22 protein-coding genes are annotated in these 20,325 nt (G+C 71.3%); 12 read left to right on the top strand and 10 right to left on the bottom strand.

Translation table 11 applies throughout. The features are described from left to right. The first annotated feature begins 264 nt into the window (after positions 1 to 264). Positions 265 to 1,116, top strand: coding sequence for a Bax inhibitor-1/YccA family protein (locus ACSGDB_RS04015; protein WP_434993042.1), 852 nt, complete (start codon positions 265 to 267; stop codon positions 1,114 to 1,116). A 99-nt stretch (positions 1,117 to 1,215) separates the two neighbouring features. Here ACSGDB_RS04015 and galK read toward each other — a convergent pair whose 3' ends face one another. From galK to ACSGDB_RS04000, 3 genes are read right to left on the bottom strand one after another with little or no spacing between them, the layout of a single operon-like run. Continuing rightward, positions 1,216 to 2,373: a galactokinase gene (gene galK, locus ACSGDB_RS04010; RefSeq protein WP_434993041.1), complete on the bottom strand. Its 1,158-nt coding sequence runs from the start codon at positions 2,371 to 2,373 to the stop codon at positions 1,216 to 1,218. Then, on the bottom strand, positions 2,370 to 3,500 hold the full coding sequence (galT, locus tag ACSGDB_RS04005) for a galactose-1-phosphate uridylyltransferase (RefSeq protein WP_434993038.1): 1,131 nt from the start codon (positions 3,498 to 3,500) through the stop codon (positions 2,370 to 2,372). The genes galK and galT overlap by 4 nt, the downstream gene beginning before the upstream one ends. Next, the gene (locus ACSGDB_RS04000; protein ID WP_434993036.1) at positions 3,497 to 4,297 is read right to left on the bottom strand and encodes a DeoR/GlpR family DNA-binding transcription regulator; all 801 of its coding nucleotides are present in this window, start codon (positions 4,295 to 4,297) and stop codon (positions 3,497 to 3,499) included. Before ACSGDB_RS04000 ends, galT begins: the two co-directional genes overlap by 4 nt. 118 nt (positions 4,298 to 4,415) lie before the next feature. On the opposite strand from ACSGDB_RS04000, the gene ACSGDB_RS03995 reads away from it, so the two are divergent. Genes ACSGDB_RS03995 through ACSGDB_RS03980 form a run of 4 tightly spaced genes read left to right on the top strand, consistent with a single transcriptional unit; the run spans position 4,416 to position 8,602 of the window. Beyond that, positions 4,416 to 5,327: an aldose 1-epimerase family protein gene (locus ACSGDB_RS03995; protein ID WP_434993034.1), complete on the top strand. Its 912-nt coding sequence runs from the start codon at positions 4,416 to 4,418 to the stop codon at positions 5,325 to 5,327. A gap of 34 nt (positions 5,328 to 5,361) precedes the next feature. After that, the gene (locus ACSGDB_RS03990) at positions 5,362 to 6,678 is read left to right on the top strand and encodes an AI-2E family transporter (RefSeq protein ID WP_434993031.1); all 1,317 of its coding nucleotides are present in this window, start codon (positions 5,362 to 5,364) and stop codon (positions 6,676 to 6,678) included. A 38-nt stretch (positions 6,679 to 6,716) separates the two neighbouring features. Then, positions 6,717 to 7,991: a threonine ammonia-lyase gene (gene ilvA / locus ACSGDB_RS03985; RefSeq protein ID WP_434993083.1), complete on the top strand. Its 1,275-nt coding sequence runs from the start codon at positions 6,717 to 6,719 to the stop codon at positions 7,989 to 7,991. A gap of 11 nt (positions 7,992 to 8,002) precedes the next feature. Further along, positions 8,003 to 8,602, top strand: a complete 600-nt coding sequence (locus ACSGDB_RS03980) for a rhomboid family intramembrane serine protease (protein ID WP_434993030.1) — start codon at positions 8,003 to 8,005, stop codon at positions 8,600 to 8,602. A 21-nt stretch (positions 8,603 to 8,623) separates the two neighbouring features. On the opposite strand, the gene greA is transcribed toward ACSGDB_RS03980, so the two are convergent. Further along, positions 8,624 to 9,115 carry a transcription elongation factor GreA gene (gene greA / locus ACSGDB_RS03975; protein ID WP_434993028.1) on the bottom strand — a complete coding sequence of 164 codons (492 nt, stop codon included), beginning with the start codon at positions 9,113 to 9,115 and terminating at the stop codon, positions 8,624 to 8,626. Between the two features lie 204 nt (positions 9,116 to 9,319). Then, positions 9,320 to 9,685, bottom strand: coding sequence for a DUF4307 domain-containing protein (locus ACSGDB_RS03970; RefSeq protein WP_434993027.1), 366 nt, complete (start codon positions 9,683 to 9,685; stop codon positions 9,320 to 9,322). 175 nt (positions 9,686 to 9,860) lie between these two features. Between ACSGDB_RS03970 and mca the strand changes: the two genes are divergently transcribed. Together mca and ACSGDB_RS03960 are read left to right on the top strand one after the other, a co-directional pair. Continuing rightward, complete coding sequence (gene mca / locus ACSGDB_RS03965; RefSeq protein ID WP_434993026.1) at positions 9,861 to 10,784, top strand: mycothiol conjugate amidase Mca; 924 nt, start codon at positions 9,861 to 9,863, stop codon at positions 10,782 to 10,784. A 91-nt stretch (positions 10,785 to 10,875) separates the two neighbouring features. Next, positions 10,876 to 11,226, top strand: a complete 351-nt coding sequence (locus ACSGDB_RS03960; RefSeq protein ID WP_434993025.1) for a hypothetical protein — start codon at positions 10,876 to 10,878, stop codon at positions 11,224 to 11,226. Here ACSGDB_RS03960 and trhA read toward each other — a convergent pair. Continuing rightward, on the bottom strand, positions 11,223 to 11,888 hold the full coding sequence (gene trhA, locus ACSGDB_RS03955; RefSeq protein ID WP_434993082.1) for a PAQR family membrane homeostasis protein TrhA: 666 nt from the start codon (positions 11,886 to 11,888) through the stop codon (positions 11,223 to 11,225). The two genes, ACSGDB_RS03960 and trhA, sit on opposite strands and share 4 nt — an antisense overlap. Positions 11,889 to 12,167: 279 nt before the next feature. Here trhA and ACSGDB_RS03950 point away from each other — a divergent pair, with 279 nt between their 5' ends. Continuing rightward, entirely contained in the window at positions 12,168 to 12,935 is a 768-nt protein-coding gene (locus ACSGDB_RS03950; RefSeq protein WP_434993023.1) for an isoprenyl transferase, read from the top strand. A gap of 148 nt (positions 12,936 to 13,083) precedes the next feature. Beyond that, entirely contained in the window at positions 13,084 to 14,409 is a 1,326-nt protein-coding gene (locus ACSGDB_RS03945; protein WP_434993022.1) for a PhoH family protein, read from the top strand. Between the two features lies 1 nt (position 14,410). On the opposite strand, the gene ACSGDB_RS03940 is transcribed toward ACSGDB_RS03945, so the two are convergent. Next, positions 14,411 to 15,166 carry a hypothetical protein gene (locus tag ACSGDB_RS03940; protein ID WP_434993020.1) on the bottom strand — a complete coding sequence of 252 codons (756 nt, stop codon included), beginning with the start codon at positions 15,164 to 15,166 and terminating at the stop codon, positions 14,411 to 14,413. 58 nt (positions 15,167 to 15,224) lie between these two features. On the opposite strand from ACSGDB_RS03940, the gene ACSGDB_RS03935 reads away from it, so the two are divergent. Both ACSGDB_RS03935 and ACSGDB_RS03930 read left to right on the top strand, forming a co-directional pair. Further along, on the top strand, positions 15,225 to 15,731 hold the full coding sequence (locus tag ACSGDB_RS03935) for a prepilin peptidase (protein WP_434993018.1): 507 nt from the start codon (positions 15,225 to 15,227) through the stop codon (positions 15,729 to 15,731). A 5-nt stretch (positions 15,732 to 15,736) separates the two neighbouring features. Then, entirely contained in the window at positions 15,737 to 16,207 is a 471-nt protein-coding gene (locus tag ACSGDB_RS03930; protein ID WP_434993016.1) for an NUDIX hydrolase, read from the top strand. Between the two features lie 21 nt (positions 16,208 to 16,228). On the opposite strand, the gene ACSGDB_RS03925 is transcribed toward ACSGDB_RS03930, so the two are convergent. The 3 genes from ACSGDB_RS03925 to ACSGDB_RS03915 are packed head-to-tail and all read right to left on the bottom strand — an operon-like array spanning position 16,229 to position 19,119. Next, positions 16,229 to 17,704 (bottom strand): class II fumarate hydratase, encoded by a 1,476-nt coding sequence (locus ACSGDB_RS03925; RefSeq protein WP_434993015.1) that lies wholly within the window; start codon positions 17,702 to 17,704, stop codon positions 16,229 to 16,231. Between the two features lie 21 nt (positions 17,705 to 17,725). Beyond that, positions 17,726 to 18,340: a carbonic anhydrase gene (locus ACSGDB_RS03920; RefSeq protein WP_434993013.1), complete on the bottom strand. Its 615-nt coding sequence runs from the start codon at positions 18,338 to 18,340 to the stop codon at positions 17,726 to 17,728. 26 nt (positions 18,341 to 18,366) lie between these two features. Continuing rightward, the gene (locus tag ACSGDB_RS03915) at positions 18,367 to 19,119 is read right to left on the bottom strand and encodes a DUF4245 domain-containing protein (RefSeq protein WP_434993011.1); all 753 of its coding nucleotides are present in this window, start codon (positions 19,117 to 19,119) and stop codon (positions 18,367 to 18,369) included. A 153-nt stretch (positions 19,120 to 19,272) separates the two neighbouring features. Between ACSGDB_RS03915 and glpX the strand changes: the two genes are divergently transcribed. Continuing rightward, positions 19,273 to 20,325 (top strand): class II fructose-bisphosphatase, encoded by a 1,053-nt coding sequence (glpX, locus tag ACSGDB_RS03910; protein WP_434993009.1) that lies wholly within the window; start codon positions 19,273 to 19,275, stop codon positions 20,323 to 20,325.

Raw genomic sequence — 20,325 nt, 5'->3', positions numbered from 1 at the left:
GCCCGGCGGAATACCGCCGGGAACAGTAGTTGTGACGAGTGTCACGGACGTGTGGATCATGTTACTAGGGGCTTGTTTCCCCTCTCCCCAAAAGCATCCGTCGAAGATAGCGATTCGATAACGAATGTTTTTAGAAGGCTCCTGCATATTGAAATTCCGAGGAGGTCCGGCGGTCGTTGCGCCGGGGGAACGAACCCGGGGCCGAGCCGTTGCTCTTGGTAAGGTATATAGAACACTCGGCCCCCTGATGGAGGACTACAGAAAATGGCACTTGGCGGTAATCCGGTATTCAACGGGAAGACCTTCCGTTCCGCGACCCGGGGCGGTGACCAGGCGGCGGGAGCCGGCACCATGATGTACGCCGGCCAGACCATGGCGAACCAGCAGCAGCTGGAACACATGTACAACCAGCCGTCCGCCGGGCCCGCCCAGACGGGGCGCATGACCTTCGACGACGTCATCGTGAAGACGCTGCTCTGCCTCGGCGTCGTCCTGGTGGGCGCTGCGATCCCCGCGTTCGTCCTGCCCGGCCTCGCGGTGCCCCTCATGGTCGTCGGTGCCCTCGGCGGGTTCGTGCTCGGCCTCGTCAACGCGTTCAAGCGGGAACCCTCGCCGGCGCTGATCCTCGCCTACGCCGGACTGGAAGGGCTGTTCGTCGGCGGCATCACGATGTTCCTCGAGAGCATGTACCCCGGTATCGCGATGCAGGCCGTCCTCGGCACGCTCGTGGTCTTCGGCGTCACGCTTGCCCTCTTCAAGAGCGGCAAGGTGCGTGCGACGCCCAAGGCCATGAAGTTCTTCATGATCGCGATGATCAGCTACCTGGCCTTCTCGCTGGTGAACCTCGGCCTGATGCTGTTCAACGTCACCGACGACCCCTGGGGCCTCCGCGGCGCCGAGATCGCTGGCATCCCCGTCGGTGTCATCATCGGCATCCTCGCCATCGGCCTCGCGGCCTTCTCCCTGATCATCGACTTCACCTCGATCAGCGAGGGCGTCCGCAACGGCGCCCCCCAGAAGTACTCGTGGACCGCGGCCTTCGGACTGACCGTCACGCTGATCTGGCTGTACGTGGAGATCCTGCGCCTGCTCGCGATCCTGCGCGGCAGCGACTAGCAGCGCCCGTCCGGCAACGACCGGACCTGCAACGGCGAAGGACCCGCACCCTCCGGGGTGCGGGTCCTTCGCCGTTCCGAGGCGACCAGCGCCGCTTCCTCAGGCGATGCGCCCCGCACCCGATCCGGGCAGGACGCCGAAGATGACCGGAGCCCGGAAGCCGGCGGAGGAGAAGGCGGCCTCGACGGCGGTCCGGATGGCGGGGGCGTCGTCGACGCGTACCAGGGCGATCGCGGCGCCGCCGAACCCGCCGCCGGTCATCCGCGCGCCGAGCGCGCCTGCGTCCAGGGCCGCATCCACGGCGGTGTCGAGCTCGGGGCAGGAGATCTCGAAGTCGTCGCGCATCGAGGCATGGCTGGCCACCAGCAGGGGGCCGAGGTCGGCGGGACCCTTCCGGGTGAGGACGTCCACGGCGTCCTCGACCCGCGCGTTCTCGGTGACGACGTGGCGGACGCGCCGGAACGTCTCCTCGTCCAGGATTCCCGCCGCCTCGGCGAGGTCCCCGACCGAGAGGTCACGCAGCGCCGCGACCCCCATGAGCTCCGCGCCGAGTTCGCAGGACCGGCGGCGGGCGCCGTAGCCCCCGGTGGAGTGGGAATGGCTCACGCGGGTGTCGATGACCAGCAGCTCGAGCCCCGCACCCTCCAGGTCGAGGGGCACCAGCCGCGACTCCCCGGACCGGCAGTCCAGGAAGACCGCATGGCCCGCCTCGCCGAACAGCGACGCGGACTGGTCCATGATGCCGGTGGGTGCTCCGACCATGCGGTTCTCGGCGAGCTGCCCGATGGCGGCCAGTTCGCGCCGCGACGCGCCGGCCTCCGAGAGGTCGTTGGCGGCGACGGCGACGGCGCACTCGAGTGCGGCGGACGAGGACAGGCCCGCTCCGACGGGGACCGAGGAGTCGACCAGGATGTCCATCCCGGGCGTGCGGTAGCCGGACTGCTCCATGGCCCACAGCACGCCGAGGGGATAGGCCGCCCACCCCTTCACGCCGCCCTCCTCGAGGGTGTCGAGGTCCACGGTCACAGGGTCGTCGTCCGAAGCGAAGGTCGAGGCGACCCGCACCACCCGGTGGGGACGTACCGCCACGGCGACCGTCGTCGAGTGCCTGATGGCGAAGGGCAGGACGAAGCCGTCGTTGTAGTCGGTGTGTTCGCCGATGACGTTGACGCGGCCGGGAGCGGACCACAGGCCGTCCGGTTCGGACCCGAAGCGGTCGGTGAAGGCGGCCGCGAGATCGTGGGGGGTGGTGTTCATGCCTGGTCCTTCCGGGCTGGCGCGGGAGTGGCGGCGCGGAGGGCCTCCGCCACCTGCTCCGGGGTGGTGTCGTTGATGAAGGCGCCCATGGCCGCTTCGGAACCCGCCAGGAACTTCAGCTTGTCGGCGGCGCGGCGGGGGGAGGTGAGCTGGAGGTGGAGGTAGCCGGCCGGCCGGAGCACCGCGTCGACGGGCGCCTGCTGCCAGGCGGCGATGTACGGCGTGGGTGTCGGGTAGAGGGCGTCGAGCCGGCCGAGGAGCTCGAGGTAGACCGTCGTGAGCTCGTCGCGTTCCTCGCCCGTCAGGCCCGCGATGTCGGCGACCTGCCGGTGGGGGACCAGGTGCACCTCGAGCGGCCAGCGGGCCGCGAAGGGCACGAAGGCGCTGAAGTGCTCACCCTCGATGACCATGCGCTCCCCGGACTGCCGCTCGGCGGCGAGGGCGTGCCCCATGAGCGTCTGCCGCCCGCCGGAGGCCTCGAAGAACGCTGCGGCCCGGCCGGCGAGGGCCGCGGCCCGGGGCGGGATGAACGGGTAGGCGTAGATCTGGCCGTGCGGGTGCAGGAGTGTCACGCCAATGTCCGCCCCGCGGTTCTCGAAGCAGAAGACCTGCTTGATGCCGGGCATCGCGGACAGCGCCTCGGTGCGCTGCGCCCAGGCATCGATCACGGTCCGGGCGCGCTCCGGCTGCAGGGACCCGAAGGAGCCCTCGTGCGCGGAGTCGAAGGCGACGACCTCGCACCGGCCGTAGGCCGTCGTCGTCGTGCCCCACGCGGGGTCGACCGGCAGGTCGCCGAGATCGGGACCGAAGGAGGAGAAGCGGTTCTCGAACACCACGACCTCGTAGTCGTAGGCCGGGATCTCCGAGAGGTTGGACGCCGTCGTGGGGCACAGCGGGCACTGGTCCGCGGGTGGCAGGTGCGTGCGCGACTGGCGGTGGGCGGCGACGGCGATCCACTCGCCGGTCAGGGCGTCGTACCGGGTGGTGCCCGCCGGCCCGCGCGCGGGCAGGTCGCGGGTGTCCCGTGTGGCGGCCGCGTCGCGGTGCCGTGCGGCACTGGACTCGTGCGCGTCGAAGTAGATCAGTTCGCGCCCGTCGGACAGGCGGGTGGGGGTGATGAGGGTCATGGGCGCTCTTCCAGGTGGGGGTCGGGGACGGGGTCGCAGAGGATCCGCGTGCGGGCGGCGTAGTCCGCACCGGGATGCCGGTCGGTGACGAGGGTGGCCACGGCATCGAGTGCCGCGACGCGTGCGAGGCTCACGACGCCGATCTTGCCGGCGTCGGCGAGCACCACGAGTTGCGCGCAGGTGCGGGCGAACGCCTGGTTGGTGTCCGCCTCGGCGAGATTGGGGGTGGTGATGCCCGCGGTGGCGTCCACGCCGTGGGCGCCCATGAAGCACACGTCGGCCCGGAGGGAGCCGATCGTGCTGGTCGCGAGGGGCCCGACGAGGGCCTTCGACGGGGTGAGCTCGCCGCCGGAGAGCAGGACCCGGGGGGCCCCGTCGGAGAGCGGCGAGGCGCTGAGCCTGAACAGTTCGTCCGCGAGGGGCAGGGAGTTGGTGATGACCGTCAGCCCCCGGAGCCGGCAGAGCAGCGGGGCGAGCGCGAAGGTGGTGGTGCCACCCGTGACGGAGACCGTCATGCCGGGGACCAGGAGGGACACGGCGGTGGCCGCGATCTGCTGCTTGGCCTCGCCGGCCCGCGTCCGGTTGGCGTCGAAGCCTGCCTCGACCGAGCTGAGGGTGCCCGTGCGCACGGCTCCGCCGTGGACGCGGACCAGTGCGCCGCGGGCCTCCAGGGTGTCGATGTCCCGGCGGACGGTCATCTCCGAGACGCCGAGCGCGACCGCCAGCCCGCTCACCCGTACGGCCGGCTGCCCGGACAGGCGCTCGAGGATCGCTGCATGGCGTTCTGCAGCGAGCATGGCCCTCCTGCCGGATGGAAGCGGAAACGAACGCGTCCGCACTGAAACGAACAAAATCCATCATACGCCGCATCCTCCGCCGGGGCAGAAGAAGTTCACCCGCGGGTAGCATCGCTGCATGGTGACTCCTCGGCCGGCAAGCGGCATCAACCACATCCTGCGGGCGGGCTCCTCGACGGTCGTCGTCAGCAGCCTCGCGGCGGCCCTGCGGTCCTATGAGTGCGACGGCGTCGCGGTCACCGAGACCTGGGGCGACGGCGACATCCCCGCCGGGGGCGCCGGCATCCTCCTCGCCCCGTGGCCCAACCGCGTGGCCGGCGGCCGGTGGTCCCTGCACGGCGAGGAACAGCGCCTCGACATCACGGAGCCGTCCAGGGGCAACGCCATCCACGGACTGCTCCGCAACACCGGCTACCGGACCGTCGACGCCGGAGCCGCCCACGCCGTCCTCGAGGCCGAGATCTTCCCGCAGCACGGCTATCCGTTCCACCTCCTCCACCGCGCCACCTACGAGCTCACGGAGGAGCAGCTCACGGTCACGCAGGAGCTCACGAACCTCTCCCCGGACGCCGCGCCCTTCGCGCTGGGAGCCCACCCCTACCTCAAGATCTCGGACGTCCCGACGGAGGAGCTGACCCTGACCGTGCGGGCGGACGAGATGGTGGAGACCGACGACCGGGCGATCCCCACCCGCACGGTGCCCGTCACCGGGCAGCACGATCTGCGGAACGGCCGGAGGGTCGGTGACCTCCGGTTCGACACCGCCTTCGCGTCCCTCGGCACCGTGGACGGGCGCCACGAGCACGTCCTCACCGCTCCGGACGGCCGCAGCGTCACGCTCTGGGCCGATGCGTCCTTCGCCTACGCCCACGTGTACGTGAGCACCGTCTACCCGGGAGTGGCCAAGGCCGTGGCCATCGAACCGATGACCGCGCCGGCCGATGCGTTCAACTCGGGAGCGGGCCTGCGGTGGCTCGACGCGGGAGGCTCCTTCTCGGCCCGATGGGGCATCCGGCCGGCTCTCGGGTAACGGGCGCGCGGGGGTTCTATGGAAAGATTGGTCCATGCAGCGTCTCCGCGGAGCGAAATCCCAGCGCGCCCTGCAGCGTGCCGTGAGCCGCGGAGCGGTGATCCTCCCCGAACCATCCCGACGTCGTGCAGCAGCCGTGGCCCTCCGGGCGGATGACGGGTCGGATGTGCCCTATGCCCTCCGCATCGCCGCGTCCTGGGCCTGGCGGCTGGCTCTCGTCATCGTGGTCGGGGGCGCGCTGGTCTACCTGCTCACCTTCATCTCGGTGCTGGTCATCCCGCTCATGATCGCGGGCCTGGTCGCCGCCCTGCTCATGCCACTGAAGATCGCGTTGCATCGCCGCCGCGTCCCGGACGGCCTGGCGGTCGCCCTGACGCTCGTCGGATTCCTGGGCGTCGTCGTGGGTGCCCTCGTGCTCGTGGGCCAGCAGCTCACCGTCGGGATGGCGAGCCTGTGGGGGGAAGCCGTGGCGGGGGTGCAGCAACTGCTGGACTGGCTGTCGCAGGGTCCCCTGCAGCTCACCGCGACGGAGGTCGACCAGTACCTGGAGGAGCTCGGCGCCGCCGTCCAGGACAACAGCGCCTCGATCCTCAGTGGCGCGCTCTCCTTCGGATCCACCGCGGGACACGTCGCGGCGGGAATCTTCCTCACGATCTTCGCCCTCATCTTCTTCCTGCTCGACGGCCCCAGCATCTGGCGGTTCGTCGTCGGACTCGCGCCGGTCCGCGCACGGGCGGCGATCGACGGTGCCGGACGCACCGGGTGGCTGTCCATGGCGCGGTACGTGCGCGTCCAGATCCTCGTCGCGGCCGTGGACGCCATCGGCATCGGTGTCGGGGCCGCCATCATCGGGGTGCCGCTGGCCCTGCCGCTCGGCGTCCTCGTGTTCTTCGGCTCCTTCATCCCCGTCGTGGGCGCGCTGGCCACCGGTTCCGTCGCCGTCCTGCTCGCGCTCGTCGCCAACGGGTGGGTCAACGCCCTGATCATGCTCGCGATCGTCCTCTTCGTGCAGCAGGTCGAGGGCCATGTGCTCCAGCCGCTCGTCATGGGCCCGGCCGTCGCCCTCCACCCGCTCGCGGTGGTCCTCGCCGTCGCCGGCGGCACGATCGTGGCCGGGATCCCGGGAGCCCTGTTCTCCGTGCCGATCCTGGCGGTGCTCAACGCGTCCGTCCGCTACATCTCGCGCAGGGCCTGGGAGGACGACGAGATCGTGCTCCGGCAGGGCTGGCCCACGGGGGGAGCGCCCGGCATTAGTGGGCCGGCGCCGGCGGAGCACGAGGCTCCGTCGTCGCCGGCCAGCACCCCGGACACTCCCGCCGCACCAGCCCCCCAGAAAGAGACACCTCCGTGACCGAGCAGACCGCAACAGCCGCCGATCCCCGCTTCGCCGTGACCCGCTTCGCCGCCGACCCCGGCCCCGCCGCGGACCTCCCCGTGACCCTCGCCGACGTCGAAGCAGCCCACAGGACCCTCGACGGGGTCATCGCCCGCACCCCGATCGAACAGTCGCGCGCCCTCGGACGGCTCACCGGGTCCACCGTGTCCTTCAAGTGCGAGAACCTGCAGCGTGCCGGCTCCTTCAAGGTGCGCGGGGCCTACAACCGCATGTCGAAGCTGACCGACGCCGAACGCGCCCGCGGCGTCGTCGCGGCGTCGGCCGGCAACCACGCGCAGGGCGTCGCGGTGGCCGCCGCGCGCCTGGGGATCGCCGCCCGCATCTACATGCCCCTCGGCGTCGCCCTCCCGAAGCTCGCCGCGACGCGCGGCCACGGGGCCGAGGTGGTGCTGCACGGACACAACGTCGACGAGGCCCTCGCCGAGGCCAGAAAGTATGCGGACGAGACCGGCGCGGTGTTCGTCCACCCCTTCGACGACATCGACGTGGTCGCCGGCCAGGGGACCCTCGGCCTCGAGGTCCTCGAGCAGGTCCCCGACGTCGACACGATCCTCATCGGCGTGGGCGGCGGAGGGCTCCTCGCCGGGGTGGCGGTGGCCGTCAAGGCCCGCGCGAAGGAGCTCGGGCGGGACATCCGCATCATCGGCGTGCAGGCGGAGAACGCCGCCGCCTACCCGCCGTCCCTCGCCGCCGACGCCCTCGTGCCCCTCACGAAGGTCTCGACCATGGCGGACGGCATCGCCGTCGGCCGGCCCGGGCAGCTGCCGTTCTCGATCATCCGGGAGCTCGTGGACGACGTCGTGACGGTGAGCGAGGATTCCCTCGCCCGCGCCCTCATCTTCTTGCTGGAGCGTTCCAAGATGGTCGTCGAGCCGGCCGGCGCCGTCGGAGTGGCGGCCCTGCTCGACGGCAAGCTGACGGAGGGCGGCGCGGACCCGGGCAACACCGTGGTGGTGCTCTCCGGCGGCAACATCGACCCGATGCTCATGCTGAAGGTCATCCAGCGCGGCCTCGCCGCTGCAGGGCGCTTCCTCGTGGTGCGCATGCTCCTCGACGACCGGCCCGGCTCCCTCGCGACCATCTCCCGGATCATCGCCGAGTCGGACGCGAACGTGACCGGGGTGGACCACACGCGCGTGGGCGGGTCCATCAGCATGGGCGACGTGGCGATCACCATCAACATGGAGACCAAGGGCGACGAGCACTGCGAGCAGGTCCTCAGCAACCTGCGCGCGGAGGGCTTCCAACCCGTGGTCGTCCAGGGGTGAGGGCCGGGGGCGTGCAGCCACTCGCCCGGCGGGCACAGGCCGGCCTGATCACCGTCGTCGGCCTCGTCGCGGTGATGTGGGCGGTATTCCTGGTCAACGCCGTCCTCGGGGACCTGCTCGTCAGGACCCTCGCGATCGGCCCCCGCCGCGTGGACGGGCTCGACGGCGTGGTCTTCGCACCGCTCCTGCACGGCGGCGTCCAGCACCTGGCGGGCAACACCCTGCCCCTGCTCGTCCTCGGGTTCGTCGCCTTCCTCGAGGGGGCGCGGCGCTTCGCCGTGGCGATCGGCATCAGCTGGCTCGCCTCCGGCATCGGCACCTGGCTCTTCGGCGGCGGGCTGACCATCGGTGCCTCGGGCGTGGTGTTCGGCCTCTTCACCTACCTGATCACCCGCGGCTTCTACAACCGGGACTGGAAGCAGATCCTGCTCGCCGTCGTCCTGTTCGCCGCGTACGGCTCCATCCTGTGGGGGGTCCTGCCCACGGTCGGCTCGAACATCTCCTGGCAGGCGCACCTCTTCGGGGCCCTCGGCGGGATCCTCGCGGCGTTCCTGCTCAAACGGAAACGGCCCGCCCCGGGAAGGGCGGACCGTTCGGAGACCGGCTCATAGCCGGCCGGCGGGGCGGCTGCGTCAGCCCACGTACGGGGTGGCCGAGATGATCTCGACGGTGATCCGCTTGCCGTTGGGCGCCGTGTAGGTGACGGTGTCGCCGGCCTTGGTGCCCTGGATGGCGGCACCCAGGGGTGACTTCTCGCTGTAGACGTCGATATCCGTGTCCCCGGCCACCTCGCGGCTGCCCAGGAGGAAGTTCTCGACGTCGCCGGCGATCTTCGCGGACACCATCATGCCGGGCTCGACGACGCCGTCGTCCGCCGGGGACTCGCCGACGTGCGCGTTGTTCAGCAGGTGCGTGAGCTGGCGGATCCTGGCCTCGGCCTTGCCCTGCTCCTCCTTGGCGGCGTGGTATCCGCCGTTCTCCTTGAGGTCGCCCTCGGAGCGGGCCTGCTCGATGCGGGCGACGATCTCGGCGCGACCGGGACCGGACAGGTGGTCCAGTTCACTCTTGAGCCGGTCGTAGGACTCCTGTGTGAGCCAGGCGACGGGGGCGCTGTTCGTGGACACGGGATAACTCCTTCGGTACGGCCGCCACCGGGAGGGTGGGGCTCATGGTCACTCGACGGGCCGGCTGTGCAGCCGAGGTTCACCGGCAAGCAAACACCCCGCCTCATGGGACCGGGTGGCCGGTGCGCCGGTGAAGCGGGGCGATACGTATGCTTCCATGCTAGAGGGGGGAGGGCCAGAACCCAAGCAGTCCGGCCGTCCGGCTCAGTCCTCCACGATCCAGCAGGCATTGACGCCGCCGGACACACTCGGAGAATCGAGGCGGACATCGGTCCGGTGCGCCGTGGTGCCGCCGCCGTTGGCGCCCTCCTCGGCGCTGTTCGGGCCGATGGTCACGACCCTCCAGCCGACCACCGCATAGTTCTCGCTGAGGACCTGCACCGCGCACTGCGCCGTCGCGGCACGGTCCTTCGTCACTTCGAAGTCGACGCTCGCGAGTTCGTCCGAGGCGAGGGAGAAGCCGACGTCCTTCGAGGACACGGGGGGACTGCCGGTGGTGAGGGCGACGGCGGCGATGGCCGCCACCGCGGCGAGGATCAGCGCGACGACCAGCATCCGCACGCGGCCCATCGGCTTCCTGGGCTTGGGGGTGCCGTAGCGATTGGCTACTCTGGATGTTGGCGTTCCGGCGGAGCTCACCCTCCCATTTTACCGTCCGTCGACGGCGGCCTCATCCGGCCGCCCCCGCTGTCCGTCCCCGACGGGCTTCGGCCCCGAAATCCCCCAGAAAAGCCAGGAGCGCGTGTTGCCAGCCCAGGATCAGCCCGGCGAGTCCCGTGAGGGTCTCCGCCTCCTCGCCGTCCATGCCCACCCCGACGACGAGTCGAGCAAGGGCGCGGCCACCATGGCCGGCTACGTCGCGGCAGGGGTCGAGGTCATGGTCGCGACCTGCACCGGCGGGGAGCGCGGCGACATCCTGAACGCGGCGATGAACGACGATCCGCACGGCAAACGGGACCTCCCCGGCCTCCGCAGGCTCGAGATGGCCCGCGCGGCCGCGGAGCTCGGCGTCCGGCACCGGTGGCTCGGCTTCGAGGACTCGGGACTGCCCGAGGGCGACCCCCTGCCCGACCTGCCGGTCGGGTGCTTCGCCCTGCAGCCGCTCGAGCGGGCCGCCGCACCCCTGGTGAAGCTCGTGCGGGAGTTCCGCCCCCACGTGATCATCAGCTACGACGAGAACGGCGGCTACCCGCACCCGGACCACATCATGGCCCACCGCGTCGCCGTGGAGGCGTTCGAGGCCGCGGCGGACGCGGAGCGCTACCCCGGGACCGGCGAGGCCTGGAGCGCGTCGAAGCTCTACTACGACCGCGCGTTCAGCCCGGAGCGCCTCCGCGCCCTGCACTTCGCCCTCGAGGAGGCCGGCCTGCAGTCGCCGTTCGCCGAGCGCATCGCCCAATGGCTGGAGGCGGACGCCGAGGGGCACCAGCCGCCGGCCCCCACCCACGCGACCACTACGCAGATCCGCTGTGCGGACTTCTTCGGGCACCGCGAGCGGGCGCTCCTCGCGCACCGCACCCAGGTGGACCCCGAAGGCTTCTTCTTCGCCGTGTCGATCGAGATGCAGCAGAAGGTGTGGCCCTGGGAGGACTACTCGCTCATCGCCTCCAGGGTGGAGTCGCAGCTGCCCGAGGACGACTTCTTCGCGGGCATCACCGCCGACGCGTAGCGCCTCCGGGTCCGCGCGGCTGTTCTATCCCGCGTAGAATTGCAGGCGGCGGTCACCGTGATCCGCTGCGAGTCCCGAAAGTGGTGCATGCGTGTTCCTTGACTTCAGCCTGGCTGCAACGACGATGACGCCGTCCGGCGATCCGACGCTGAAACCAGGGCTGGATCCCGCCTCCGTGACGCCCGGGACCCTCGGCTTCCTCGCGACCCTCTTCGTCGTCGTGATGGTCATCCTGCTGATCCGCGACATGGCCAAGCGCATCCGTCGGGTCCGCTACACGGCCGAGGTGGATCAGGCGCGCGCCCGCCGCGAGGCCACCCCGGGCGCCGCCGGCGGTGCGTCCGCCGATGCACCCGCCGACGTCCGCCCGTCGGGCGCGCAGGGCCCGGACGAGGCGGCGCGGCCGGCGCCCGGGGGGAAGCACGGCCCCGACAACCGCTAGGTCCGGACCGGGTCCAGGACGGCCAGCATGATCGCGACGAAGTGCGCCGCGAAGGCTGCCACGGTGAAGGCGTGGAAGAGCTCGTGGAAGCCGAACACCCGCAGCGAGAAGTTGGGACGCTTGATCCCGTAGAACACGGCCCCCGCGATGTAGAGCGCGCCCCCCACGCAGATGAGCACGGCGGCGGCGACGTCGGCCCGGAAGAAGTCGGGCAGGTAGAACACCGAGGCCAGGCCCAGCGCCACGTAGATGGGGACGTACAGCCAACGTGGGGCATCCACCCAGAGGTTGCGGAACAGGACGCCGGCGATCGCGCCGCCCCAGATGATCCACAGCAGCGTCTCGGCCTTCCCCGGCGGGAGCAGCGCCCAGGCCAGTGGCGTGTAGGACCCGGCGATGACCAGCATGATGTTGGTGTGGTCGAGGCGCTTCAGCACCACCCTCACCCCGGGGCTCCAGTTGCCGCGGTGGTAGACGGCGCTCACCCCGAAGAGCAGCACGCCCGTGAACGCGTAGACGGCGGAGGCGATCTTCAGTGCCGGCGTCGGAGCCAGCGCCACGAGCACGATCCCGGCCGCGACCGCCAGCGGGGTCGCCACCGCGTGGATCCAGCCCCGCCAGAGCGGCTTCGTCGCGAGGGCGTCCGCGAGGGGCCCCGCCATGGAACCGACCGCGTCCTCGAACGCCGCGGCGCGGCCGCGGGCCGGGTCCGACGGACGGGGGGGAGGGGCCTGGTCGCGCGAGGTCATAGCCCGGATTCTAGCCCACGGGCACGCACCCGGATGCCTCGTCCAGGGGGCATCCGCAACCCCTCGCCGGCGTCGGCGCGGATCGTTGTGAGGCGACTGCCGGTACGGTAGGAAGAGGTATGCGGAGCGCCGGGCGCTCCGTCGCGACGACGCTCCGGCCCCCGCCGGAGCACTGAGGAGGTGTGGCCGGGCGTGACGTGGAAGCTCCCCGAGGTCGGCTACAGCTTCTACGAGCGCAGGCTGCAACGCAATCTCGCACCCGAGCGCATCCCCCACCACATCGGCGTCATGGTGGACGGGAACCGCCGGTGGGCGAAGCTCGCGGGTGCTCCGACGAGCCACGGCCACCAGGCCGGTGCGGACAAGATCCACGAGTTCCTCGGCTGGTGCGAGGAACTCGGCGTCGACGTCGTCACGCTCTACATGCTCTCCACCGACAACATGGGCCGCCCCCAGGAGGAGATCGACCAGCTCCTCGACATCATCGCGAACACCCTGGACCGGCTGGGCGAGAGCAACAGGGTCCGCGTGCAGCCCGTCGGCGCCCTCGACCTGCTGCCGGAGGACCTCAGCGGCAAACTCGTGGACCTCGCCGCCTCCACGGAGAGGATCGACGGGATCCATGTGAACGTCGCCGTCGGCTACGGGGGGCGGCGCGAGATCGTGGACGCCGTCAAGGAGCTCATGCGGGATGCCGCGGCGCGCGGCGTGTCCCTGGAGACCCTCGCCGAGCAGCTGTCCGACGAGCACATCTCCTCCCGCCTCTACACGCGCGGCCAGCAGGACCCGGACCTCGTCATCCGCACCTCCGGGGAGCAGCGGCTCTCCGGGTTCCTCATGTGGCAGAGCGCCTACAGCGAGTTCTACTTCTGCGAGGCGCTGTGGCCCGATTTCCGCCGCGTGGACTTCCTGCGGGCGCTGCGCGACTTCGGCCGGCGCCAGCGACGGTTCGGCTCCTGAGTGTTCACCGTCCCGTCAGCTCCGACACGCCGCATCCGGCGGGCTCCGCGCGGACGGCGGGCGTAGGGTCGGACCATCGACGGGGGCCGGACCGGGACCCCGCGCCAACCTACGACGTCGGGGCGTAGCACCCCGGAGCGGAGTCCACGTGGCCACGACCAGCACCCCATCGAACGCCGCATCGCCCGGCCGCCGCAGCTACGTCGTCGACACCTCGGTACTGCTGTCGGACCCCCGCGCCGTCCTGCGGTTCGAGGAACACGAGGTGGTCCTGCCCGTCGTCGTGATCTCCGAACTCGAGGACAAGCGGCACGACCCCGAGCTCGGCTACTTCGCACGGACGGCGCTCAGGGTGCTGGACGACCTGCGGGTGGCCCACGGCGGGCTCGACCGGGACGTCCCCCTCGGGGGCGGGGGCACGCTCCTCGTCGAGCTGAACCACGTGTCCCCGGACGTGCTCCCGGTCGGCTTCAGGAGCGGCGGGAACGACGCGCGGATCCTCGCGGTCGCGAAGAGCCTCGCCGCCGGAGGGCGGGACGTCACGGTGGTCTCGAAAGACCTGCCGCTACGCCTCAAGGCCTCCGCGCTGGGCCTCCGGGCGGAGGAGTACCGCAGCGAGTTCGTCCGGGACTCCGGCTGGACCGGCGTCGTCGAACTCGACGCGACCGTCGAGGAGGTCGACGCGCTGTACGCACGGGAGTCGGTGTTCACGCCCGGCGCGGCCGAACAGCCGGTCAACACCGGGGTGGTCCTGCTCTCGCCGCGGGGTTCGGCGCTGGGGCGGGTCGGGGCGGACAAGCACGTCCGCCTCGTGCGGGGTGACCGCGACGTCTTCGGGCTCCACGGCCGCTCCGCCGAGCAGCGACTGGCGATCGACCTCCTCCTGGATCCCGGGGTGGGGATCGTCTCGCTCGGCGGACGCGCCGGCACCGGCAAGTCCGCCCTCGCCCTGTGCGCGGGCCTCGAGGCGGTGCTCGAACGCCGGGAGCACCGCAAGGTGGTGGTCTTCCGGCCGCTCTTCGCCGTGGGCGGCCAGGAACTCGGGTACCTGCCCGGGGGCGAGAACGAGAAGATGAACCCCTGGGCGCAGGCGGTCTTCGACACCCTCGGCGCGCTCGTGTCGCAGGAGGTCGTCGAGGAGGTCCTGGACCGCGGCATGCTGGAGGTGCTGCCCCTCACCCACATCCGTGGCCGCAGCCTCCACGACTCGTTCGTCATCGTCGACGAGGCGCAGTCCCTCGAGAAGAACGTGCTCCTGACGGTCATGAGCCGGATCGGGCAGCAGTCGAGGGTCGTGCTCACCCACGACGTCGCGCAGCGCGACAACCTGCGCGTGGGACGCCACGACGGCATCGCGGCCGTCGTGGAGATCCTCAAGGGGCATCCGCTGTTCGGGCACGTGACCCTCACGCGGTCGGAGCGCTCGCCGATCGCGGCCCTCGTGACGGACCTGCTGGAGGGGACGGAGCTCTAGCTCACTCGACGATCCAGGGCACGTGCCGGCTCACGTCGCTCAGGTCCGGCGGCGCAGCCCGGAAGTAGTCGTCGGTCAGGTACTCGTCCACGCCGAGGATCTGCAGGTCGTGGCCGGCGCCGCGCGACGGGCCGTCGAGCGCCGTCGTCGACACGCAGACCGCCGTGCCGACGTCGATGAGCACGCGCGTGCGGCCCTCGCCGATGAGGGGGTGGCCGGGCGCGGTCGGGGCATAGCCGGCGTTGGGGGTGAGGGTCGCGGCCAGGACCGGCCGGCCGGCGAACACCTCCTGCGCGAGCTCCTCGATCTCCACCCGGTCGGCGCCGGGGAAGGCCATCGCGACGGGCGCGTTCCCGGTGAGTTCCACCGGGTCGAGCATCGAGGACCAGCGCGGGTCCCCGAACACCGCCTCGCCGTAGGCGGCTTCGGGCCGGCGGCGCACGAACCCGGCGTCGTCGTACACGGGGGTCACGAGGCGCGGTGCCAGGAGCCAGGACTTCCGGGTGGCGCTCACGTACATCGTGTCGCGGGAGGTCTCGTTGCCGGTGGTGGAATGGAGGAGCGTGCCGTCCGCCGCCTCCACCCGCAGCGCCGCGGGTCGGCGCAGCCAGGCCGTGAGCGGCGGTGCCGTGTCGGTGCCCGACGCCGACGGCGCACGCCACGAGATGGTGAAGCGCAGGCTCTCCCAGCGCCAGGGTGAGGAGCGGCAGAGCGAGCGGAACGTCTCCTCGGGGCTGGAAGTGTGCTGGGCCGACATTTCCACAGTGTAACCGCCGGTGCGCCGCCGGATCAGGGCCGTCGCGTAGGTTGGAGCCGTGACCGCCGCGCTCGCCGACTACCTGCACGGGGAGCCCGTGGCCTTCGTGCTCCTCGTCGCCGCGCTCGCGGGGTTCGCCGTCGTCGGGGTGCGGCTGGGCGTCATCGACTGGCGCACCCATCGGCTGCCGGACCGCATCGTCCTGCCGTCCTACCCCGCGGCGGTCCTGCTCCTCGGCGCGGCCGCGGCGACGGCCGGGGACTGGCGGCGGATCGCGGGGATGCTGGGCGGGGGAGCAATCCTGCTGGTCGCCTTCGCGGCACTGCATCTGCTCCATCCGCCGGGTCTGGGCCTCGGCGACGTGAAGCTCGCGGGGCTCCTCGGTCTCTACCTGGGCTTCGCCGGGTGGGACGGGCTCTGGTGGGGCCCGTTCCTCGCCGTCGTGCTCGGCGGAGCGTGGAGCGTGCTGCTCCTGGCGGCGCGGCGGGCGACGCTGAGCACATCCGTGGCCTTCGGCCCGTTCCTCATCGCCGGGGCAGCCCTCGGGCTCGCTGTACTACCCTGAAAATCATGCCTACTCCGGACTTCGTCCTCGCCCTGCGCCGCGTGATCGGCCATGACCCGCTCTGGCTCCCGGGGGTGTGCGGCGTGGTCCTCGACGAGGACGGGCGCGTGCTCCTCGGCCGGCGTGCCGACAACGGTGCGTGGGCCCTCATCACCGGCATGGTCGAACCCGGTGAGGAGCCCGCGGTCGCCCTGCGCCGCGAGGTCGAGGAGGAGACCGGGGTGGTGGTCGAGGTCGAGTGCCTGCTCGGGACGAAGGTCGTGGGGCCCATCACGTTCCCCAACGGTGACGTGACCACGTTCCTGACCCTCGACTTCCGGTGCCGCCGGGTCAGCGGCACCGCCCGCGTCAACGACGACGAGTCGACGGACGTCCGATGGTTCCCGCCGGACGCCCTGCCGGAGCTGAGCGCCCGCCATCTGGCGCTGGTGCAGGGCGCCGCGTCCTTCGACGGTGTGGCCCGCTTCGTGTCTTGACGGACCCCGGCCGCCTCCCGGTCAGGCCTGCGGAGGTCGCGTCATCGAGAGGACGTCGAGCGCCGAGTCGAGCTGCTCCTCGGTCAGTTCACCGCGCTCCACGAAGCCGAGGGCGACGACGGCCTCGCGGACCGTGAGGCCCTCCGCCACCGCCTTCTTCGCGATCTTCGCGGCGTTCTCGTACCCGATGTGCTTGTTGAGCGGCGTCACGATCGAGGGGGAGGCCTCGGCGAGGAAGCGCGCCCGCTCCACGTTCGCCGTGATGCCGTCGATCATGCGGTCCGCGGACACGCGCGACGCGTTGCCCAGCAGGCGGATGGACTCCAGGACGTTCCGGGCGATCACGGGGATGCCGACGTTGAGCTCGAACGCACCGTTCGTGCCGGACCAGGCCACGGTGGCGTCGTTGCCCACCACCTGCGCGCAGACCATGATGACGGCCTCCGCGATCACCGGGTTGACCTTGCCGGGCATAATCGAGGACCCGGGCTGCAGGTCGGGCAGGGCGATCTCGCCGAGACCGGTGTTCGGGCCGGAGCCGAGCCAGCGCAGGTCGTTGTGGATCTTCGTGAGCGAGACCGCGATGGTCCGCAGCATCCCGGAGACCTCCACGAGGGAGTCGCGGTTGGCCTGCGCCTCGAAGTGGTCGCGCGCCTCGGTGAGGGGGAGCCCGGTGTCCGCGGCGAGCAGTTCGATGACCCGCGCGGAGAAGCCCGCCGGGGTGTTGATGCCGGTGCCGACGGCGGTGCCGCCCAGCGGCACTTCGGCCACCCGCGGCAGCGAGGCCTCGATGCGCTCGATGCCGTAGCGCACCTGCGCCGCGTAGCCGCCGAACTCCTGGCCCAGCGTGACGGGGGTGGCGTCCATGAGGTGCGTGCGGCCGGACTTGACGACGGTCGCGAACTCCTCCGCCTTGCGCTCGAGGGCCTCGGCGAGGTGCGCCAGCGCCGGGATCAGGTCCTTGACCAGCGCCGACGTCGCGGCGACGTGGACGGAGGTGGGGAAGACGTCGTTCGAGGACTGCGACGCGTTGACGTGATCGTTCGGGTGCACCGAGGTGGAGCTCCCCGCGGCCTCGAGCGCCCGGCTCGCGAGGGTCGCGATGACCTCGTTCGCGTTCATGTTCGAGGACGTCCCCGAGCCGGTCTGGTAGATGTCCACCGGGAAGTCGCCGTCGTACCGGCCCGAGGCCACGCCCTCCGCCGCCGCCTCGATGGCCCGCGCGCGCTCCGCGTCGAGCACGCCGAGCTCGGCGTTGGCCGTCGCGGCGGCCTTCTTGATGCGGGCGAGCGCCTCGATGTGTGCGCGCTCGAGGGTGGTGCCGGAGATCGGGAAGTTCTCGACGGCCCGCTGCGTCTGCGCCCGGTACAGGGCGTTCACCGGGACGCGCACCTCGCCCATGGTGTCGTGTTCGATGCGGTAGTCCGCGGTCCCCGCGCCGGGCGCAGCGCCCGTCGTCGGGGTGGATTCAGGGCTGGCTGCAGGCGTTGGAGTCATGCCGCAATTCTTACCGCTGCGCTACAGTGCGCCAAATCCTGACACCAGCACGGCCTTGCCCTCGTCGAGGCGGTAGGAGACACCGATGACGGCGACCGAGCCGCCCTCGACGGCGTCGGAGATGACGCGGGAGCTGTCGACGAGACGCTGGGCGGTCTGCTTCGTGTGCTCGATGACCGTCGTGTTGACGTCGGTGACGCCCTCCCGCCGCGCGGTCAGGACGGACGGCGTGATCCGCTCGACGAGGTCGCGGAGGAAGCCCGTGGGCATGTCGCCGGTCTCGACCGCGTTCATCGTCGCCGTGACGGCGCCGCAGCTGTCATGGCCGAGGATCACGATCAGGGGGACGCCGAGCACGCTCACGCTGTATTCGAGCGAGCCGAGGACGGCGTCGTCGATCACCTGCCCGGCCGTGCGGACCACGAAGACGTCACCGAGGCCGAGGTCGAAGATGATCTCCGCGGCCAGCCGCGAGTCCGAGCAGCCGAAGATGACGGCGAACGGGTGCTGGTTGTTCACGAGGGCGGTGCGGCGGGAGGCGTCCTGGTTGGGGTGCGAGACGTCGGAGGCCACGAAGCGCGCGTTGCCCTCCTGCAGTCGCGCCCAGGCGGCGGCGGGGGTCAGTTGCTGGGTCACGCCGCCCACTGTACTGTCTCCGGCCGTCACGATCCGTCCATGTCGGAGGATGACAGGCGCTCGGCCTCCTCGGCCGCGTTCCGCCGCACGTCCTCGACGACGGCCTCGCCCACGGTGTCGAATTCGGTGAGGGAGGCCTCCCCGTTGAGGATCACGGTGGCGCCGTCGACCTCGGAGGTCAGCACGGTGTCCCCGTTCGAGGCATCGAGGAGCTGCCACTCGAGCCCGCCGATCGTCCGCGTCCCCGAGACCTGCGCGTCGCCGATGCGCTGCGCGGTCCACGTGGGATTGGCGTCGTCGGTCTGGGTGAGCTGGATGAAGCCGGTGTCCGCGGTGAGGAACCCGACCTCCCAGAAGTCCACCGCGTCGCTGGCTCCGCTGACCCACCGGGCGTAGTTGGAGGTCCAGTCCTCCGGCAGGGCCGGCGACGCCGGGAGGTAGCCGGCGTCGCCCGCCGCCTGCCGGGCGACGGTCTCGACGTCGATGTCCCGCTGGTACGTCTCCGCGGTGTGGGTGGGGTTGAGGAAGTAGACGGGGAGGACGACGGCGATGGTCGCGCCCGTGGCGATCAGCATGCCGCGGGCCGTGGAGCTCGCGCGCTTTGCCTGGTTCGGCGTCAGCGTGATGGGCGGGGCGTCGTCGTCCAGGTCCATCGCTGGCCGGGCGCCGTCGGCCGTCCGGCGCGCCTGCTGGATGCCCGGCGGCGCGGCCGGGACCTGCCCGTCCGCCGGGCCTGGTCGTGTGCCGGGGGTCGTCCGCTCGTCGCCGTGGTCGCTCACCCCTCCATTTTCGCTGATGCGGGCCACTGCGCCTAACGGACGCCCGTCCGCGGCGCCGTACGCCGGTGTCCGCAGGGGGCGCCGTGCCGCCCGCGCGCCTATGATGGCAGCACAGGACAGGTGCGTGCGCGCACAGGCCGACGACCTTCGACGATGAGGATAGACGTGTCCCAGAACGCTACGAATGCCCAGTACTCCACACTGTCACCGGCGCTGGCCGTCGGGGACAAGGAACCGGACCGGAACCTCGCCCTCGAACTGGTGCGCGTCACGGAGGCCGCGGCCATCGCCGGGGGCCACTGGGTCGGGTTCGGCGACAAGAACCTGGCCGACGGCGCCGCGGTAGACGCCATGCGCTCGCTCCTGCAGACCGTGCACTTCAACGGCGTCGTGGTGATCGGGGAGGGCGAGAAGGACGAGGCCCCCATGCTGTTCAACGGCGAACGCGTGGGCGACGGCAGCGGACCCGAGTGCGACGTCGCTGTCGACCCGATCGACGGCACCCGGCTCACGGCGCTCGGCATCAACAACGCGCTCGCCGTGCTCGCCGTCGCGGAGCGGGGCTCGATGTTCGATCCGTCGGCCGTCTTCTACATGGAGAAGCTCGTGACCGGACCGGAGGCCGCCGACATGGTGGACCTGCGCCTGCCGGTCAAGCAGAACCTCCACCTCATCGCGAAGGCCAACAACAAGAAGGTCAGCCAGCTCAACGTCATGATCCTGGACCGCGACCGCCACAAGCCGCTCGTGGAGGAGATCCGCGCCGCCGGCGCGCGCACCAAGTTCATCATGGACGGCGACGTCGCCGGGGCGATCGCCGCGGCCCGCGAGGGCACCGACGTCGACGCCCTCATGGGTATCGGCGGCACCCCGGAGGGGATCGTGGCGGCCTGCGCCATCAAGTCCCTGGGCGGCGTCATCCAGGGCAGGCTCTGGCCCACGAGCGACGAGGAGAAGCAGAAGGCGCTCGACGCCGGCCACGACCTCGACCGTGTGCTGTCCACCAACGACCTCGTCACGAGCGACAACTGCTACTTCGCCGCGACGGGCATCACCGACGGCGACCTGCTGCGCGGGGTGCGGTACAGCAAGGACAAGGTCCTCACGCAGTCGATCGTCATGCGCTCGAAGTCGGGCACCATCCGCGTGGTCGACGGCGAGCACCAGGCCCACAAGTGGGAGACGTACGCGAGGGTCAAGGACTGA

It is taken from the genome of Arthrobacter sp. Ld5 (genome assembly GCF_051172775.1).
Taxonomy (GTDB): domain Bacteria; phylum Actinomycetota; class Actinomycetes; order Actinomycetales; family Micrococcaceae; genus Arthrobacter_D.
Note: the sequence above shows the minus strand (reverse complement) of the source record. Positions and strands in the feature narration are given on the sequence as shown.

Coding starts and splice junctions, on each gene's coding strand:
- glpX (WP_434993009.1), top strand. CDS start 19,273: ATGAGGATAGACGTGTCCCAGAACGCTACGAATGCCCAGTACTCCACA.
- ACSGDB_RS03940 (WP_434993020.1), bottom strand. CDS start 15,166: ATGTCGGCCCAGCACACTTCCAGCCCCGAGGAGACGTTCCGCTCGCTC.
- ACSGDB_RS03990 (WP_434993031.1), top strand. CDS start 5,362: ATGCAGCGTCTCCGCGGAGCGAAATCCCAGCGCGCCCTGCAGCGTGCC.
- ACSGDB_RS03930 (WP_434993016.1), top strand. CDS start 15,737: ATGCCTACTCCGGACTTCGTCCTCGCCCTGCGCCGCGTGATCGGCCAT.
- ACSGDB_RS04015 (WP_434993042.1), top strand. CDS start 265: ATGGCACTTGGCGGTAATCCGGTATTCAACGGGAAGACCTTCCGTTCC.
- galT (WP_434993038.1), bottom strand. CDS start 3,500: ATGACCCTCATCACCCCCACCCGCCTGTCCGACGGGCGCGAACTGATC.
- ACSGDB_RS03995 (WP_434993034.1), top strand. CDS start 4,416: ATGGTGACTCCTCGGCCGGCAAGCGGCATCAACCACATCCTGCGGGCG.
- ACSGDB_RS03925 (WP_434993015.1), bottom strand. CDS start 17,704: ATGACTCCAACGCCTGCAGCCAGCCCTGAATCCACCCCGACGACGGGC.
- ACSGDB_RS04000 (WP_434993036.1), bottom strand. CDS start 4,297: ATGCTCGCTGCAGAACGCCATGCAGCGATCCTCGAGCGCCTGTCCGGG.
- galK (WP_434993041.1), bottom strand. CDS start 2,373: ATGAACACCACCCCCCACGATCTCGCGGCCGCCTTCACCGACCGCTTC.
- trhA (WP_434993082.1), bottom strand. CDS start 11,888: ATGGCGGGGCCCCTCGCGGACGCCCTCGCGACGAAGCCGCTCTGGCGG.
- ACSGDB_RS03970 (WP_434993027.1), bottom strand. CDS start 9,685: ATGGGCCGCGTGCGGATGCTGGTCGTCGCGCTGATCCTCGCCGCGGTG.